We start from the raw sequence: 15,797 nt of genomic DNA, 5'->3' as shown, positions 1-15,797 counted from the left end.
GTCGAAGGACCGTCGGGCCCTGCGGCACCAAACGCGGGTAGCGTACGTTGATGAGCCGTCGGATCCCTACGAACAACCCCGGGTGAGTCATGGCCGTGCAGGAGAAGGAACACCTCGAGGACGCCGAGTTCGAGCTCCCCGAGACGCGCGCCTCGATCAAGGTCCTCGGCTGGCTGCTGGCCATCGGCGGCTCGATCGGCCTGTTCGCGTCGGCGATGCTGGTCATCGAGCGCATCCGCCTGCTCGAAGACCCCAACTACACCCCGTCCTGCAGCTTCAACCCGGTCCTCACCTGCGGCACCGTCATGGAGAGCTGGCAGGGTTCGCTGTTCGGCTTCTCCAATCCGATCATCGGCGTCGCGGCGTTCCCCGTCGTCATCACCGCCGGTGTGGTGGCGCTGACGGGCGCCAAGCTGCCGCGCTGGTTCTGGCTCGGCCTCAACGCCGGCGCGCTGGGCGGCGCGGCGTTCGTCACCTGGCTGTTCACCCAGACCACGTACTACATCGGCGCGCTGTGCCCGTACTGCATGGTGGTGTGGGTCGTCACCATCCCGATCTTCGTCTACACCACCGGCTACAACCTCTCCGAGGGACACCTCAAGGCGCCCGCGTGGCTGCGCAAGGCCGTCGTCGAGAGCCGCGGGCTCATCGTCACGGTGTGGTTCCTGATCATCGCGATCCTCATCACCATCGAGTTCTGGGACCGCTGGTACCTCGTGTTCTGACGCCCGCCGTCAGTGGTGCGGGCCGGTCGGCGCCTCGCCCCGCGACACCGCCGCGTCGTGGCTGGCCTTGGCCCGGTCGGCCAGCGCCAGCAGGCCGTCGGCGTCGCGGGCCATCTGCCGGTACCTCGGGCCGAGCGCGATGATCTGCTCCTTCTCGTCGACCAGGCACTGGAAGATCCGCTCCCGCTCGGCCGGGTCGGCGGTGTACTCGGAGTCGAGGTAGGCGGTCGCGTGCCGGCGGGCGTTGGCGATCGCCGTCTGCGCCCGCCCCGTCCGGCTGAACAGCGACGCGACGATCGTCACCACCAGCACGACGACGATGACGCCGAGCGACAGGCCGGTGCTGAGCTCCACCACCTCGACAGGTTCGCCGTTGTTGACGAACGGCAGGTTGTTCTCGTGCAGCGCGTGCAGGATCAGCCGCACGCCGATGAACCCCAGGATCAGCGCCAGCCCGAAGGCCAGGTAGATCAGCCGGTCCAGCAGCCCGTCGATGAGGAAGTACAGCTGGCGCAGCCCGAGCAGCGAGAAGGCGACGGCCGTGAACACCAGATACACGTTCTGCGTCAGGCCGAAGATCGCCGGGATGGAGTCCAGCGCGAACAGCACGTCCGTGCCGGCCAGCGCCACCATCACCAGGACCAGCGGCGTCATCGCGCGGCGCCCGTCCTTGACGGTGAACAGCCGGCCGTCCTCGTAGTCGTCGGTGGTGTGGAACAGCCGCCGGGCCAGGCGGACGGCGATGTTCTCGCCCTCGTCCGGCTCGCCGCCGCGCGGCTTGAGCATGTTGCCCGCCGTCACCAGCAGGATCAGCCCGAACACGTAGAACACCCAGGCGAACGTGTTGATCAGCGCCGACCCGACGAAGATCAGCGCGGACCTGGCGATCAGCGAGAACGTGATGCCGAACAGCAGCGCCTTCTGCTGGTACTCCCGCGGCACCCGGAAGCTGTGCAGGATGACGAGGAAGACGAACAGGTTGTCGACCGACAGCGCCTTCTCGGTGAGGTATCCGGCGAAGTACTCGGTGCCCATCGCCGTGCCGCCGAACACCAGCACACCCAGGCCGAACGTGACCGCGATGCCGACGTACAGGGCCGACCACACGGCCGCCTCGCGCAGCGTCGGGACGTGCGCCTTCCGGACGTGGACGACGTAGTCGAACGTCAGCAACCCGGCGATGCCGGCCACCGTCAGGGCCCACACCCAGCCGGGGACGTCCATGAGCGCAACCCTAGAGCCGGGGGACCGGCGAGTGCGCTATTCTGACAATGTGCGAGGCCTGCTGCTCCTTATCGGGCCGCGCTGACTGGAAACGGACGCCCTCCAGCGGCGTCACGTCGGCGCGGCTGACCCCTCCTGCGTGAGGGGTCTTTTCTTTGTTCCGGGCCCCGACCACAGACGAGGGACGAATTCCGATGAGCCAGACGCACACCGGCCCCACGCCGACGCCCGTCGACGACGCGCCGTATCGCTACACCGCGGAGGTGGCCGGCCAGATCGAGCAGAGCTGGCAGGACCGCTGGGAGCACGAGGGCACGTTCGACGCACCCAACCCCACCGGCCCGCTGGCCGAGCCGGGCACCGAGCTGCCCGAGCACAAGTTCTTCGTGATGGACATGTTCCCGTACCCGTCCGGCAAGGGCCTGCACGTCGGGCACCCGCTGGGGTACATCGCCACCGACGTGCTGGGCCGCTACCGGCGCATGCGCGGCGACAACGTCCTGCACGCGCTGGCCTACGACGCGTTCGGGCTGCCGGCCGAGCAGTACGCCGTCCAGACCGGCCAGCACCCGCGCAAGACCACCGAAGAGAACATCGCGACCATGCGCCGGCAGCTGCGCCGGCTGGGGCTGGCGCACGACAACCGGCGCACGTTCGCGACCATCGATCCCGGCTACGTCCGCTGGACGCAGTGGATCTTCCTGCAGATCTTCGAGTCCTGGTACGACGACGAGGCCGGGCGGGCGCGGCCCATCGCGGAGCTGGTCGCGGAGTTCGAGTCCGGCACGCGGCCGGTGCCGGGCGGCGGTTCGTGGGCGGCGCTGAGCGCGGTCGAGCGGCGCGCCGTCGTCGACGACCACCGGCTGGCGTACGTGTCCGAGTCGCCGGTCAACTGGTGCCCCGGGCTGGGGACGGTGCTGTCCAACGAGGAGGTCACCGCCGACGGCCGCAGCGAGCGCGGCAACTTCCCGGTGTTCAAGCGCAACCTGCGCCAGTGGATGATGCGCATCACCGCCTACGCCGACCGCCTGATCGACGACCTGGACCGCATCGACTGGCCCGAGAAGGTCAAGACGATGCAGCGCAACTGGATCGGCCGGTCCACCGGCGCCAACGTGCGCTTCGCCACCGACGCCGGCGACCTGGAGATCTTCACCACCCGCCCCGACACCCTGTTCGGCGCCACGTTCATGGTGGTCGCGCCCGAGCACCCGCTGGTGGAGGCGCTGACGCCGTCCGCCTGGCCGGCCGACGCCCGGCCGGCGTGGACCGGCGGGCACGCGACGCCCGCCGACGCCGTCGCCGCCTACCGCGCCTCCGCGGCGTCGAAGACGGAGGTCGAGCGGCAGACCGAGGGACGCGACAAGACCGGCGTGTTCACCGGCTCGTTCGCCGTCAACCCGGCCAGCGGCGCGCGCATCCCCGTCTTCGTCGCCGACTACGTGCTGATGGGCTACGGCACCGGCGCCATCATGGCGGTGCCCGGCCAGGACGAGCGCGACTGGGAGTTCGCGACCCGGTTCGAGCTGCCGATCATCCGCACCGTGCAGCCGTCCGACGGTTTCGACGGCGAGGCGTACACCGGCGACGGCCCGGCGATCAACTCCGCCAACGACGAGATCTCGCTGGACGGCCTGGGCGTCGCCGAGGCGAAGGCCGCGATCATCGCGTGGCTGGAGGCGAAGGGCACCGGCGAGGGCACTGTCACGTACCGCCTGCGCGACTGGCTGTTCAGCCGGCAGCGCTACTGGGGCGAGCCGTTCCCCGTCGTGTACGACGAGAACGACCAGCCCGTCGCCATCCCCGACCACCTGCTGCCGGTCGAGCTGCCCGAGGTGCCCGACTACGCCCCGAAGACATATGACGCCGACGCTGCAGACACCATGCCCGAACCTCCACTGGCCCGCGTCCCCGAATGGGTCGACGTCGAGCTGGACCTGGGCGACGGGCCGAAGCGCTACCGTCGCGACACCAACACCATGCCCAACTGGGCCGGGTCGTGTTGGTACGAACTGCGCTACCTGGACCCCACCAACACCGAGCGGCTGGTCGACCCCGAGGTCGAGCAGTACTGGATGGGCCCGCGCAGCAACGGCGACGCCGGCGGCGTCGACCTGTACATCGGCGGCGTCGAGCACGCCGTCCTGCACCTGCTGTACTCGCGGTTCTGGCACAAGGTGCTGTTCGACCTGGGCCACGTGTCCAGCGAAGAGCCGTTCCAGAAGCTGTTCAACCAGGGCTACATCCAGGCCTACGCCTACGTCGACGCGCGCGGCCAGTACGTGCCGGCCGACCAGGTCGTCGAGTCGGACGAGGGCTTCACGTTCGAGGGCCGGCCGGTCTCCCGCGAGTACGGGAAGATGGGCAAGAGCCTGAAGAACATGGTCACGCCCGACGACATGTACCGCGACTACGGTGCCGACACCTTCCGCGTCTACGAGATGTCCATGGGCCCGCTGGACCTGTCCCGCCCCTGGGAGACCCGCGCGGTCGTCGGGTCGCTGCGGTTCCTGCAGCGGGTCTGGCGCAACATCGTGTCCGAACAGACCGGATCGGTCGTCGTCGGCTCGGGTCCGGCCGACGACGAGACGCTGCGGGTGCTGCACCGCACCATCGACGCCGTCCGCACCGACATGGAGGCCATGCGGTTCAACACCGCCATCGCCCGCATGATCGAGCTGAACAACCACCTGACCAAGCTGGACGAGGTTCCCCGCGAGGTGGCCGAGGCGCTGGTGCTGATGCTGGCGCCGGTCGCGCCGCACATCGCCGAAGAGCTATGGTCGCGGCTGGGCCACCCCGAGTCGCTGGCGCGCCAGCCGTTCCCGTCGGCCGATCCTCGGTACCTGGTCGAGGACACCGTCACCTGCGTGGTGCAGGTCGCCGGCAAGGTCCGCGACCGCCTGGACGTCCCGCCTTCGATCACCGAGGACGACCTGCGGGCCCTGGCGCTGGCCTCCGAGGCGGTGCAGCGGTCGCTGGACGGCCGGCCCGTCCGCACGGTGGTCGTGCGGGCGCCCAAGCTGGTCAACGTCGTTCCGGGCTGACGTCCGTGACCGGGCGGGTCGCGGTCGTCACCGACTCGACGGCACACCTCGCCGCCGCCGACGTCGAGGCGCACCGCATCCGGGTGGTGCCGCTCCAGGTGGTCGTCGACGGGGTCGCGGTGGACGAGTGGACGCCCGGCGATGGTGCTGGGTTCGGACCCGGCCTCGGTGGCGGGCTCGATGGTGGCCTCGGTGGTGGTCTCGGCGGCCTGGGTGCGCCTGGCGCTGGATTGGGCCGGCCGGGCGGGCATGGGTCTGGCGCCGCTGGCCTGGGCGCGAGGCGTGCGGCCGGCGCGAACCGGCCTGGCAGTGCGCCGTTCCCGAGCGGCGGTGTGCCGTTCGCGGTCGGGGGTGCGCCCGGCGGCCGGGCGGGCGGCGTCGGTGTCCAGACGCGGTTCGGCCCGCGCGAGGTGGCCGATGCGCTGCGGGCGCACGTGCCCGTGACGACGTCGCGGCCGAGCCCGCGCGTGTTCCTCGACACCTACGAGTCGGCCGCCGCCGAGGGGTTCGGCGCCATCGTGTCGGTGCACATCTCCGGCAGCCTCTCCGGCACGGCCGACGCGGCCCGGCTGGCCGCCCGCGACGCGCCGATCCCCGTCCACGTCGTCGATTCCCGGTCGCTGGGCATGGGGCTCGGCTTCGCGGTGCTGGTGGCGGCGTCGGCGGCGAGGCGCGGGCTGACCGCGGACGAGGTGGCGGCGCTCGCCCTGGATCGCGCCGTCCGGTCGTCCGCGTTCTTCTACGTCGACACGCTCGACTACCTGCGGCGCGGCGGCCGGGTCGGCGCCGCCTCGGCCGTGGTGGGGACGGCGTTGGCGATCAAGCCGCTCCTCCACCTCCGCGACGGCTGGGTCGACCTCCTCGAGAAGGTGCGGACATCCGCGCGGGCCCGCGCCCGCCTCGAAGACCTCGCCGTCGAGCGTGCCCTGGCCGCTGGTGGCCGGGTCGACCTCGCCGTGCACCACCTCGACAACGCCGCCCGCGCCGACGAACTGGCCGCTCGCCTCACCGACCGCCTCCCCACCATCGGCTCCGTCGTCGTCACCGAGGTCGGCGCGGTCATCGGCGCCCACGTCGGGCCTGGCCTGCTGGCCACGGTGATCAGCCCGCACTGACCGCCCGCTTCGTCGCCCGCCCGCTCTGACCCGCCCGCCTCGTCGCCCGCCCGCTTCGTCGCCTCGCCCGCCCGCACTGACCCGCCCGCCCGTCCGTCGCCCGCCGGCCTCGTCGCCCATTCGGCTCGCTGGCCGGCCGGAGGTTGTCGGTGGCGGCTGGCAGGATGCGGGGATGCCGATCGCCTCCGAGATCTTCAACCTCACCTTCGACGCCGCCGATCCGCGGCGGCTGGCCGAATTCTGGGCGCTGGCTCTCGGCTACCAGCTCGAGCCGCCGCCCGAGGGCTTCGTGACCTGGGACGAGGCACTCGCCGCCTGGAACGTCCCGGAGGATCAGTGGGACTCCGCCAGCGCCATCATCGACCCCGGCGGCGTCCTGCCGCGCATCTTCTTCCAGCGGGTCCCCGAGAGCACTTGCTGTCAAGACACAACCTAGGGCAGTCTTCCGGCATGGCCGAAGTCGTTGCGATCTGCTGCCGCCTGTCGCCCAAGCCCGGCGGCGGGTACGAGGGTGTGGAAGACCAGGAGGCGTGGGGGCGCGCCTACGCTGCCCGCGTCTGGCCGGGCGTGCCCGTCGAGGTGTTCGCCGACGCTGGCCTCAGCGCCGCCAAGGGCGACTACCGACCTGAGCACGAGCGGTTCCGCCAGTGGGTCCGCGATGGCCGCGTGCGCCATGTGTGGAGTGTTGAGCAGAGCCGCCTCGAGCGCCGCGAGATCGAGTGGTTCCAGCTTGCCGCGGAGCTCGATGTCGCCGGCATCAGTGAGGTGCACACCGATCGCGACGGCATCCTGCGCGTCATGGACGAGGTCAGCGGCGTCAAGGCCGTCCTCAACGCCGCCGAGGTCCGGAAGATGAAGCGCCGGCAGGCCGACACGCTCGCCGCGCAGGCTGCCCGCGGACTGCCGCCCGGCAGCAAGCCGTACGGGTACGAGCACGGCGTCAACGACGCGGGGGAGCGGACCTACCACCAGGTGCCCGAGCAGGCCGCCGTAGTACGCGAGGCAGCTGCGCTGCTGCTCTCCGGCTGGAGCCAGGCCGACATCGCCCGGACGCTGCGCGAGCGGGGCGTCACCGGCGGCCACATGGTCAAGGTCCGCGACGAGAACGGCGACGTCGTCGGGGCGCGCCCGGGCGTCGTCATAAGCCGCACGATCCGTAGCTGGCTCACCAACCCTGCGGTCGCCGGGTACCGGGTTCACCGCGGCGACATCGTCGGCCGCGGCAACTGGGTGCCGATCCTCGACGAGACGACCTGGCAGGCCGCCCGTGCCAAGCTGACCGGATCGCGAGCTGTCCGCCGCAAGGACGGCGGCGTCTACGAGATCGGCCCCAGGCACCGCGGCAACACCGGCCGCAAGTACCTGCTGGGGTCTGGGTTCACCCACTGCGCCGTCTGCCTGGCGCCCATGACCGCGACGAACAAGCAGGTCCGCAGCAAGACCGCCGTCCGCAACGTCGTCTACCTGGTGTGCCACCCGACCCGTGGCGGCCGTGGCTGCACGGGGATCATGTACCAGCAGACAGAGGAGTACGTCCTCGACGAGCTGTGGGCCGAGGTCGACAAGCCCGCGTTCCGTGCCGCGCTGAACGCCGACGACCGCGACGGCCGGCGGGACCAGATCACCAAGGAGCTGACGGGTATTGAGGGTCAGCGGCGCGAGCTGGCACGCATGTGGGCGAAGAAGGCGTTGACGGGCGACGAGTGGCAGGCGGCCCGCGACGCGCTGGACGACGAGGAGGCGGCCCTGCGGGCGGACCTCGCGGACGTGCCATCGGGGCTGGACGACATCGACATCGACCGGGTGAAGCGGGAGTGGCCGCGCATGGCGCTCGGCCCGAAGCGCGAGTTCCTCGGGATGTTCGTCGCCTCGGTGGCCATCAAGAGGGCCCGGCCGGGCACCAAGCAGTTCGACCCGGACAGGGTCGACGTCACCTTCAGATCGTTACGGGCCGGGTGACCGTCTCACATCGTGGGATTGGCCAATTCTTCACCTGAGAGCGAACAAGATTCGCCGGTCGTCCCACGATGCGGACAATTCAGCCCACCTGGATGCCCGGTCGCGCCAGCCTACGGGTGAGGTGGGCCTGTTGCCAAGAGCGGCGGCGAACAGCATCCGCGAGCACGTATGAGCATCCATTCGTTACGGCACACACCGCCACACACGTCCACACACTGTCTTCGGCGGGTCCGAGGTAACGCCCTGGTGGCACCGATTCCGCCCTAGCACGGACCTCCGACAGCCCTGTTTCGCCATTGCTGGACTCAGGGAGTCCCAAGGCGGATGATTCTGGACGCACGGACGAACCAAGGCCCTGACGGCTTGAAATACACCCGTGCAAGTACAGCGAGAACGGCCAGGCTCTCCCGCAAAAGATCACCCGGCCGCTCTCGACCCAACCTCCACGGAAGGGCTCGCACATGGTGGCACGAAGCACCGACATCGTCGAGACCGGGGTCGTCCCGGATCTCACCCGCCAGGACGTCGCCGAGATGTTCGGGACGAGCCTCGCGTGGGTAGACGGCCAGATCAAGGACGGCCGGCTCACCGCGTACAAGGTCGGCGGCACCCTCGTCCGCATCCGCCGCGAGGACGCGCTCGCGCTCGTTACTCCCGTCGAGCCCAAGGCGTCCGCGTGACCACCCGGGCAGTCGACGACGAGGGCACCCTCGCCCGCGGCGCACAGATCATCCGTGCCGAGCTGGACCGCCTAGTCCGCCTGGATGAAGCTCTCGGGAGCACGCTGGAGCAGATGAACGCTCCGCAGCACGTGCTCGACCAGCTGCCCGAGGCGGGATGACCACGGCCGCATGGGCGGCGGCGTACATCGAGCGAGGCATCACGGCTGGCGAGCTGCCGGTCTATGGATCCCCCGACTTCGAGGCGCTGCCGCCAGACGACCCCCGCCGGGTGGCCAGCTGCGTTCGGGCCGCCGAGTGCTGGCGGCTCGACGGCACCGACGACGCCATCCGAGCCCGCCTCGCCGAGGAGTTCGAGACCAACGACCTCCTCGTCCGGTACCGGATTAGTGAGGCCAGCCGCGACGTGTCGGCCGACTACGAGTACGACAACCGCCCGTCCTGGGCTGAGCTCCAGCGCCGCCGGGCCGAGCTCCTGCAGGTGCCCGTCGACCAGTACGGAGTCGCCTCGTGATCGACTACGGCACCGACTACGGCGACCCCCTGGCCGAGGGTGCCGAGCTGCTTGACGACGTGCGCACGGCGATCACGAGGTACTGCATCCTCCCGACGCCGGAGACGGTCGACGCCACCGTCCTCTGGGTCGCCACGACACATTGCCTGCCGGCGTTCGAGTACGCGCCCCGCCTGGTGATCCGGTCCGCCGAGAAGCGGTCGGGCAAGAGCCGACTGCTCGAGGTGGTGGACGTGCTGGCGCACTCGCCCCTGCGGGTGGTCAACGCCAGCGTCTCCTATATCTTCCGCAGCCTGGGCGGCGAGCACCCGCCGACGCTGCTCATCGACGAGGCCGACACGATCTTCGGGACCAAGGTCAAGGCCGAGCAGAATGAGGATCTTCGCGGGCTGTTGAACGCGGGGTTCCAGCGCGGCCTCAACTACGGCCGCACGGTCGGGCCGTCGCACATCCCTACCGAGTTCGAGGTCTTCGCGATGGCGGCCCTCGCGGGGATCGGGAGGATGCCCGACACCATCGAGGACCGGGCCGTCGTCGTGCAGATGCGCCGGCGCAAGCCCTCGGAGCGGGTCAGCCCCTACCGGCGGCGCCGCGACTCTCCCGCGCTGGTCGAGCTGAGCGAACGGCTGGCGCTCTGGGCGCAGGGCGCCATCGGCGCACTGTCGACGGCGGAGCCGGACCTCCCGGTCGAGGACCGGGCCGCTGACACCTGGGAGCCGCTGATCGCCGTGGCGGACGCCATCGGCGGGGACTGGCCAGCGCGAGCGCGGCGCGCGGCCGAGGCGCTGACGGCGGAGGCCGAGGAGCACGACTCCGAGGCGTCGCTGAACGTGCGGCTGCTGGGCGACATCCGCGACATCTTCACCGCCATGACGGTGTCGTTCCTGCCCTCCAAGGAGCTGTGCAACCGGCTCCAGCAGGTCGAGGACGCACCGTGGCGCGACTTCGAGATGAACCCCTCCAAGCTCGGCCGACGGCTGGCCGAGTACGACATCCGCACCGGGCACAACACAGCCAAGACCGCCCGCGGCTACTGCCTGCCTGACTTCCTCGACGCCTTCGAGCGGTACCTCCCGGCCGACAAGGCGTCCCAAGACGTCCATGCCGTCCAACTGGACGCTGACCAGCAGGAACGCCCGGACACCTTGGACGGGCCGGACACCATGAAGGCGTCCGGCGATTCGAAGGTGTCCGGACATAACACCAGGTCAGACCCCATAGGGACGGGGTCGGACACCTTCGGACGCCTACCCGCACAGGACGGCGCCGAGGGCAGGCCGAACCTCCAGCTCGTCGTGCCCGCATGCCCCGAGTGCGGGCATCCGGTCGACAGCGATGACCACGGCCGCGCGTGTGAGGGCGAACCGTGAGCCCGGACCTCGTCGCCCACCTCCACCGCAAGCGCCGCCGGATCACCGTCACGGGCACGGGCGCCTTCGATGCCGTCCGCGCCGTGACCGAGGTCTACAGCCGCAGCGTGGCTCTCGGCGGCTACGTCGTCAGCCTCGACCGGCTCCCCGACATCCGGGCGTACGCCCAGCACCACCACCTGCTGCTCGTAGAGCGCGAGCAGCGCGACGAGAGGACAGCACCATGACCGCCACGCCCACCGACGACGTCACCGCCGCCGAGCTTGTCGCCGACCTGACGGAGGCCAGGGACGAGCTCGACGCCTCCGTGGGCCACATCCTGGCCCGCCTCGCCGGGACGAGCGCCGACCTCAGCCTCCCGGCCGGCACGCTCGGCATGACCGTCGACCAGCACTCCGACCAGATCGCCACCCACGACATCCGCCTGCGGCGGCTCGAGGCCGCATGCGACCTCACGTCGCGGGTCCTGCCCGACACCGGCGTGCCGGAGAAGGTCGTCGTCCCCGGCCGCGACAGCTACTTCACGGGGCTGTGGGTCGGGGCCGGCTGCGGCATCGCCGCGGTGATCGCCGCCCTGGGCATCGTCGACGCGCTGGGGTGGGCGTGATGGCCGCCCGCGTCGAGCGGTGCAGGTACCTCCGCCGCGACGGCAACAGGTGCGAGAACCCTGTCGCGGGGCAGGGCGACGAGGAGGTCCAGCTCTGCCCCAAGCACCTGTTCGAGGCGCACAAGGTGTTCGTGGAGCTGACGAACAGTCCCCGATCGGCCTCCCGGACCGGGTCCGCGTCGGGCAGGCTGACGGCATGACGTCCATCAAGTACGGCAACCTCACGTTCGAGATGCCAGACGACTCTGCCATCGCCGTCCGGGCCACCATCCAGCGCATGCTCAACTCGCCATGGCCGGAGTTCCTGACGCTCGGCATTCCCGGCGATGGAATGGGCGGCCCCACGAGGGCGGACCTGCTCATCGCGCCAGGTGTCCCGATCGTCCTCCTCAGCAACGAGGACGAGCACGAGGCACGCCAGGAGTTCGACGCGGCTATCCAGAAGACGATCGATTACCTCCGGTCTAAAGAGAACCCGCCGCTCTAGTCAGACCAGTGCCCCGGCCGCTCGAACCGGCCGGGGCACCACCATGTTCGCCGAGCCTAGCCGCCGTTGTACACGCGAGCGATGACGTTGGCGTCCCCCGTCACCTCGGGGTGCTTCAACGACTCGACCATGCCGATGTAGAACGCCCGCATGTACCGCTCCCCGAACGGTGCCGCCTTCTCTGCGAGGTCGTCCGGGGGCTCGATGTCGGAGGCGTTCTCAGGGATTCCGTGACGCGCCCGGTACATCGCGGCGTGCTGCCAGCCTTCGGTGAACGCCAGGAACTTGATGCCGTTGTCGACGCCCTCGGGCGTGAGAAGCCCGTCGAACAGGTCCCGCTTCTTCTTCCTCCAGAACATCGGCCCCCCAAGCCTTAGATGGAGCCCGCAGGCTACGCGCCACCCTGGACAGAACGACGTGGCGCTCTCCTGTGGATCACCAGAGGAATACCATAGACCTACTAGTAGTTTGGGGGTATAGTTGTGGACATGACCTGGACCGTCAACATGCACGACAGCGTGACCGAGTGGCTGGACAGCCTCGCAGGCAAGCCCAAGGACCATGCGCTGGCGAGCATCGACATGCTCCAGGCCGACGGCCCAGGCCTCCGTCGACCCGTCGTCGGGAAGATCGAGGGCAGCCGCCACAACAACATGAAGGAGTTGATCACCAAGACAGTCCGGATCCTGTTCGTGTTCGACCCGAACCGAGAAGCAATCCTTCTGGTCGCCGGCGACAAGAGCGACGACTGGAGGGGCTGGTACAAGACCGCGATCCCGCTGGCCGACAACCGTTACGACGAGTGGTTGGCCTGGCTGGAGCAGCAGAAGAAAGGCCGCAAGTAGCGGCCGGCGTCATCGCACCACCGGCGCAGAGCACACGCCGCGCACCACCATCCCCAGGAAGGAACGCCGAGCAGGCGTTCCGACCCCCGTACGTCGCTCCGGGCCACGTAGGCCGGGCGGGGGCAGGAGAAGAAGAGATGAGCACGCACGCCAACCGCACCACGCCGCCCGGCTGGTCCACCTGGACCGAGACCCGGGCCAAGCTGAACGTCGACGAGGCCGCGGTCGCTGAGGCCCGCGCCGAACTCGAGGCCGAGATCGCCGCGTACCGGCTGGCCGAGATCCGCAAGGAGCAGGGCAAGCCGCAGACCGCCGTCGCTAAGGCGATGGGGGTCACGCAGAAGCGCGTGAGTGAGATCGAGTCCGCCGAGCTTGAGCGGACCGAGCTATCCACCATCAGCCGCTACGTCGCGGCCCTCGGTGGCAAGGTCCACGTCGTGGCCGAGTTCCCCGGCCGCGACATCGTCACCATCCGCTGACCCAAGCAGAACGAGGCCCCCGCGTCTGCTCGACGCGGGGGCCTCGTCATGCCGCGCCCACATTGCTCGGTATAGCACTGCGATGCTCGTACACTGGGGCCATGGCGACATACCGCCCCCGGTCCGCGTGGACCTCGACCGCACCCGGCGGCGACACGCTTTCCGCGTCGGCCGTCACCCGCATCAACGTGCACTATCCGGCCTCGGGCAACGTGCGACTGCAGGGCATCAGCGACGCTGACGTCGCTCGGCGCCTCCGCGGCTGGCGGCAGTACCACATCGACGGCCGCGGCTGGTCGGACATCGGCTACTCGATGGCCATCGACGGGCACGGCTGCATCTGGACCCTGCGCGGCCTCGACCGCGTCGGCGCCCACAGCGCCAGTGACAGCAACCCCAGCGAGAACCGCCACTCGCACGGCGTGCTGTTCGTCATCGGCAACGACGAGGAGCCCACCACGGCGGCCGTCAACGCCTTCCGCCAGCTCCGCGCCGACATCCTCAAGCGCAGCCCCAAGGCCACCCTCGTGCGCGGCCACCAGCAGGTCCCCGGTGCCTCAACCGAGTGCCCCGGCGACCCGCTCATGGAGCTCATCCGCGCTGGCGCCCTCGCCGGCAACCCCCGACCCGAGCCCGACCCGGAGGACGACGTGACCCAGGAACAGCTCATCGCCGCCGTGCGCATCGCCGTGCACGGCCTGCTCGACGAGGCCGCCAAGGGCTCGACCCCGACGGGACGGCAGGTCCGCGACGACCTCCGAGCCATCGTGAAGGACGCCTGATGAGCCGCCTCGCTCCGTACGCCAAGGCCGTGGCCGGTGGCCTCGCCGCCGGCCTGGCCGCGCTGGGCACCGCGCTCACCGACGGGGCCGTATCGCCCGCCGAGTGGGTCGCCGTCGCGTCCGCGTTCCTCGCCGGCACCGGCATCGTCGCCGCCGCGCCCGCCAACCGCCAGGTCTGACCGTGGGCGCCCGGTCCGGGTGGGCAGGACGCAGGGTCACCAAGGCCAGGGCTGCCATCCGTGCCCGCGGCCAGGTGCAGCCGTGCTCACGTTGCGGCCGACCCATCGATCTGGACCGCGAGGCGTGGCACGTCGACCACCTCGTCGAACTGGCGCTCGGTGGCAGCAGGGACGACCCAGCCAACCACGGCCCGGCCCACGCCAGGTGCAACACCTCGGCTGGTGGCAAGCTCGGTGGTCGCATCGCCGCCGCGAGCAGACGCCCGCGCCCACGCGACCCGCGGATGCCACGATGGTGACGACGGTGGCGGTCATGATCGAAAAGTTCGTGACCTGTGGAAACCCCAACGCGCAGTCCGCTCCCTTTTTCTTCGGGGTCGCATTGTCGCAGGTCAGAGGCTTGCGCCATGACCAAGATTGAGACCGGTTCCCGACTGCTCGGCGTGCGGCTGCAGTCGTACCAGCACGAGCTCGGCGAGCAGCTCGACGCCGGCGAGGAAGTCAACGCGATCCAGTGGCCGCGACGCAAGGGCAAGACCACCGCGGTCTGGTCGTGGATGCTCGGCGTGGCGCTGGTGGAGGACGAGTCGGAGATCCTGACCACGGCGCAGTCCGGGGTCAAGGCGCGTGACCGGTTCATGAAGATGGCCCGCACGATCGAGCGTCGGAAACCGAAGGGCGCGCCCAAGATCTACCGCGGCGCCGGCCATGAGGCGTTCGAGTTCGACAACGGCTCCAGGCTGTGGGTGTGCGCGCCGAAGCCGGAGAGCGTGCGTGGTGACGGCACCCGCATCGTGTACGTGGACGAGCCGCAGGAGCTGGACCCGCAGGAGAGCCTGGACCTGCAGCAGGCGGTGATGCCGCTGTTCGACACCATCGACGGCGGGCAGATCGTGCTCAGCGGGACGCCTGGCACCGAGCGCGCCGGCTGGTTCTGGAACGAGCTGGAGGCGGGGGCCGCCGGCCGCACGGGCATCGTGCTCGGCTCGTACGCGCCTGGCCGCATGGTGTCCATCTACGCCGCGGAGCCGGACGACGACTGGGAGGACGAGGCGGTCTGGCAGCGGGTGCATCTCGGCATCGGCACGCTGACCACGATCGAGAAGATGCGGGCGCGGCGGGCCGGGTTCGACAACGTCATGCAGTGGGCGATGGAGTACCTGGGCGTGTGGCCGGCGTCGTCGGACACCCGCGCCATCCCCGAGGCGCTCTGGACCGCTGCCGCTGCCGAGCTGGCGCCGCGGCCGCTGCGGTTCGGGCTGGCGTTCGACGTCGACCCGATCGGCGAGCACGCGGCGCTGGTGGCGGCGTGGCGCGATGCGGAGGGACTCGCGCATGTACAGCTGCTCGAGCATGCCGACCCCCGCACGGTCGGGCGGGAGGCGCTGCGGATCTCGCGCAAGTACAAGGTGCCGATCGCGTACGACGACGTGGGGCAGAACAGGCCGGTGGCCGAGGGTCTGGACAAGGCGCGACCGAAGCCGAAGCTGACGGCGTTCGTGTACCGGGACGCGGTGACCGCGGCGTCAAACCTCATGACCGCGCTGCGCGAGGGCGAGCTCAGGCACCCGGACCAGAAGGCGCTGAACGACGCCGCGGAGGGTGCGGCGTGGCGCAACGCCGGCGACTCCGGCCAGCTGTTCGGCAGGCGGGCGTCGGCCAGCGACGTGTCCCCGATCGTGGCCGCGGGCAACGCGCTGCTCGCGTTCGACCGGCTGCCGGTGCGGGCGCCTATCCGCGTCGGCGCGGTTTCGTGACTCAAGAATCTCGGCATCAAGAATCTT

21 protein-coding genes are annotated in these 15,797 nt (G+C 70.3%); 19 read left to right on the top strand and 2 right to left on the bottom strand.

Going from position 1 to position 15,797, the window contains the following annotated elements; translation table 11 throughout:
- Nucleotides 1–89: 89 nt before the first annotated feature.
- Nucleotides 90–725 (top strand): vitamin K epoxide reductase family protein, encoded by a 636-nt coding sequence (locus tag ACW62_RS20085; protein WP_053205863.1) that lies wholly within the window; start codon nt 90–92, stop codon nt 723–725.
- A 9-nt stretch (nt 726–734) separates the two neighbouring features.
- On the opposite strand, the gene ACW62_RS20080 is transcribed toward ACW62_RS20085, so the two are convergent.
- Nucleotides 735–1,949, bottom strand: a complete 1,215-nt coding sequence (locus tag ACW62_RS20080) for a TerC family protein (protein ID WP_053205862.1) — start codon at nt 1,947–1,949, stop codon at nt 735–737.
- Nucleotides 1,950–2,143: 194 nt separating this feature from the next.
- On the opposite strand from ACW62_RS20080, the gene leuS reads away from it, so the two are divergent.
- The 12 genes from leuS (at nt 2,144) to ACW62_RS20025 (ending at nt 11,728) form a co-directional block, all read left to right on the top strand.
- The gene (gene leuS, locus ACW62_RS20075) at nt 2,144–4,996 is read left to right on the top strand and encodes a leucine--tRNA ligase (RefSeq protein ID WP_053205861.1); all 2,853 of its coding nucleotides are present in this window, start codon (nt 2,144–2,146) and stop codon (nt 4,994–4,996) included.
- Between the two features lie 5 nt (nt 4,997–5,001).
- Nucleotides 5,002–6,111 carry a DegV family protein gene (locus tag ACW62_RS34215; RefSeq protein ID WP_053205860.1) on the top strand — a complete coding sequence of 370 codons (1,110 nt, stop codon included), beginning with the start codon at nt 5,002–5,004 and terminating at the stop codon, nt 6,109–6,111.
- 172 nt (nt 6,112–6,283) lie between these two features.
- On the top strand, nt 6,284–6,547 hold the full coding sequence (locus ACW62_RS20065) for a VOC family protein (RefSeq protein WP_053205859.1): 264 nt from the start codon (nt 6,284–6,286) through the stop codon (nt 6,545–6,547).
- Between the two features lie 14 nt (nt 6,548–6,561).
- Nucleotides 6,562–8,070: a recombinase family protein gene (locus ACW62_RS20060; RefSeq protein ID WP_083459958.1), complete on the top strand. Its 1,509-nt coding sequence runs from the start codon at nt 6,562–6,564 to the stop codon at nt 8,068–8,070.
- Between the two features lie 461 nt (nt 8,071–8,531).
- Nucleotides 8,532–8,750, top strand: coding sequence for a helix-turn-helix domain-containing protein (locus tag ACW62_RS20055; RefSeq protein ID WP_053205857.1), 219 nt, complete (start codon nt 8,532–8,534; stop codon nt 8,748–8,750).
- Nucleotides 8,747–8,911, top strand: a complete 165-nt coding sequence (locus ACW62_RS34210; RefSeq protein WP_157574861.1) for a hypothetical protein — start codon at nt 8,747–8,749, stop codon at nt 8,909–8,911. Before ACW62_RS20055 ends, ACW62_RS34210 begins: the two co-directional genes overlap by 4 nt.
- The gene (locus ACW62_RS20050; protein ID WP_053205856.1) at nt 8,908–9,264 is read left to right on the top strand and encodes a hypothetical protein; all 357 of its coding nucleotides are present in this window, start codon (nt 8,908–8,910) and stop codon (nt 9,262–9,264) included. Before ACW62_RS34210 ends, ACW62_RS20050 begins: the two co-directional genes overlap by 4 nt.
- Nucleotides 9,261–10,634, top strand: coding sequence for a DUF3631 domain-containing protein (locus ACW62_RS20045; protein ID WP_083459957.1), 1,374 nt, complete (start codon nt 9,261–9,263; stop codon nt 10,632–10,634). Before ACW62_RS20050 ends, ACW62_RS20045 begins: the two co-directional genes overlap by 4 nt.
- Nucleotides 10,631–10,861, top strand: coding sequence for a hypothetical protein (locus tag ACW62_RS20040; protein ID WP_053205855.1), 231 nt, complete (start codon nt 10,631–10,633; stop codon nt 10,859–10,861). The genes ACW62_RS20045 and ACW62_RS20040 overlap by 4 nt, the downstream gene beginning before the upstream one ends.
- A complete protein-coding gene (locus ACW62_RS20035; RefSeq protein WP_053205854.1) occupies nt 10,858–11,241 on the top strand; it encodes a hypothetical protein in 384 nt (127 codons plus the stop codon). The genes ACW62_RS20040 and ACW62_RS20035 overlap by 4 nt, the downstream gene beginning before the upstream one ends.
- Complete coding sequence (locus tag ACW62_RS20030; RefSeq protein WP_157574860.1) at nt 11,241–11,441, top strand: hypothetical protein; 201 nt, start codon at nt 11,241–11,243, stop codon at nt 11,439–11,441. Before ACW62_RS20035 ends, ACW62_RS20030 begins: the two co-directional genes overlap by 1 nt.
- The gene (locus ACW62_RS20025; RefSeq protein WP_053205852.1) at nt 11,438–11,728 is read left to right on the top strand and encodes a hypothetical protein; all 291 of its coding nucleotides are present in this window, start codon (nt 11,438–11,440) and stop codon (nt 11,726–11,728) included. The genes ACW62_RS20030 and ACW62_RS20025 overlap by 4 nt, the downstream gene beginning before the upstream one ends.
- 56 nt (nt 11,729–11,784) lie before the next feature.
- Here the strand turns inward: ACW62_RS20025 and ACW62_RS20020 are convergent, their stop codons facing one another.
- The gene (locus ACW62_RS20020) at nt 11,785–12,087 is read right to left on the bottom strand and encodes a hypothetical protein (RefSeq protein ID WP_053205851.1); all 303 of its coding nucleotides are present in this window, start codon (nt 12,085–12,087) and stop codon (nt 11,785–11,787) included.
- A 129-nt stretch (nt 12,088–12,216) separates the two neighbouring features.
- Here ACW62_RS20020 and ACW62_RS20015 point away from each other — a divergent pair, with 129 nt between their 5' ends.
- The 6 genes from ACW62_RS20015 to ACW62_RS19995 all read left to right on the top strand — a co-directional run bounded on the left by ACW62_RS20015 (nt 12,217) and on the right by ACW62_RS19995 (nt 15,770).
- Nucleotides 12,217–12,573 (top strand): type II toxin-antitoxin system RelE/ParE family toxin, encoded by a 357-nt coding sequence (locus ACW62_RS20015; RefSeq protein ID WP_053205850.1) that lies wholly within the window; start codon nt 12,217–12,219, stop codon nt 12,571–12,573.
- Nucleotides 12,574–12,710: 137 nt separating this feature from the next.
- Nucleotides 12,711–13,052 (top strand): helix-turn-helix domain-containing protein, encoded by a 342-nt coding sequence (locus tag ACW62_RS20010; protein WP_083459956.1) that lies wholly within the window; start codon nt 12,711–12,713, stop codon nt 13,050–13,052.
- A 101-nt stretch (nt 13,053–13,153) separates the two neighbouring features.
- Entirely contained in the window at nt 13,154–13,834 is a 681-nt protein-coding gene (locus ACW62_RS20005) for a peptidoglycan recognition protein family protein (RefSeq protein ID WP_053205849.1), read from the top strand.
- Entirely contained in the window at nt 13,834–14,013 is a 180-nt protein-coding gene (locus ACW62_RS20000; RefSeq protein WP_053205848.1) for a hypothetical protein, read from the top strand. Before ACW62_RS20005 ends, ACW62_RS20000 begins: the two co-directional genes overlap by 1 nt.
- On the top strand, nt 13,938–14,312 hold the full coding sequence (locus ACW62_RS36590) for an HNH endonuclease signature motif containing protein (RefSeq protein WP_420843604.1): 375 nt from the start codon (nt 13,938–13,940) through the stop codon (nt 14,310–14,312). The genes ACW62_RS20000 and ACW62_RS36590 overlap by 76 nt, the downstream gene beginning before the upstream one ends.
- Before the next feature lie 108 nt (nt 14,313–14,420).
- Nucleotides 14,421–15,770: a terminase large subunit gene (locus ACW62_RS19995; protein WP_053205847.1), complete on the top strand. Its 1,350-nt coding sequence runs from the start codon at nt 14,421–14,423 to the stop codon at nt 15,768–15,770.
- Nucleotides 15,771–15,797 lie beyond the last annotated feature (27 nt).

Origin of the sequence: Jiangella muralis (assembly GCF_001270745.1) — a bacterium.
GTDB classification, from domain to species: Bacteria; Actinomycetota; Actinomycetes; order Jiangellales; family Jiangellaceae; genus Jiangella; species Jiangella muralis.
This window is presented reverse-complemented; position numbering and strand designations above follow the sequence as displayed.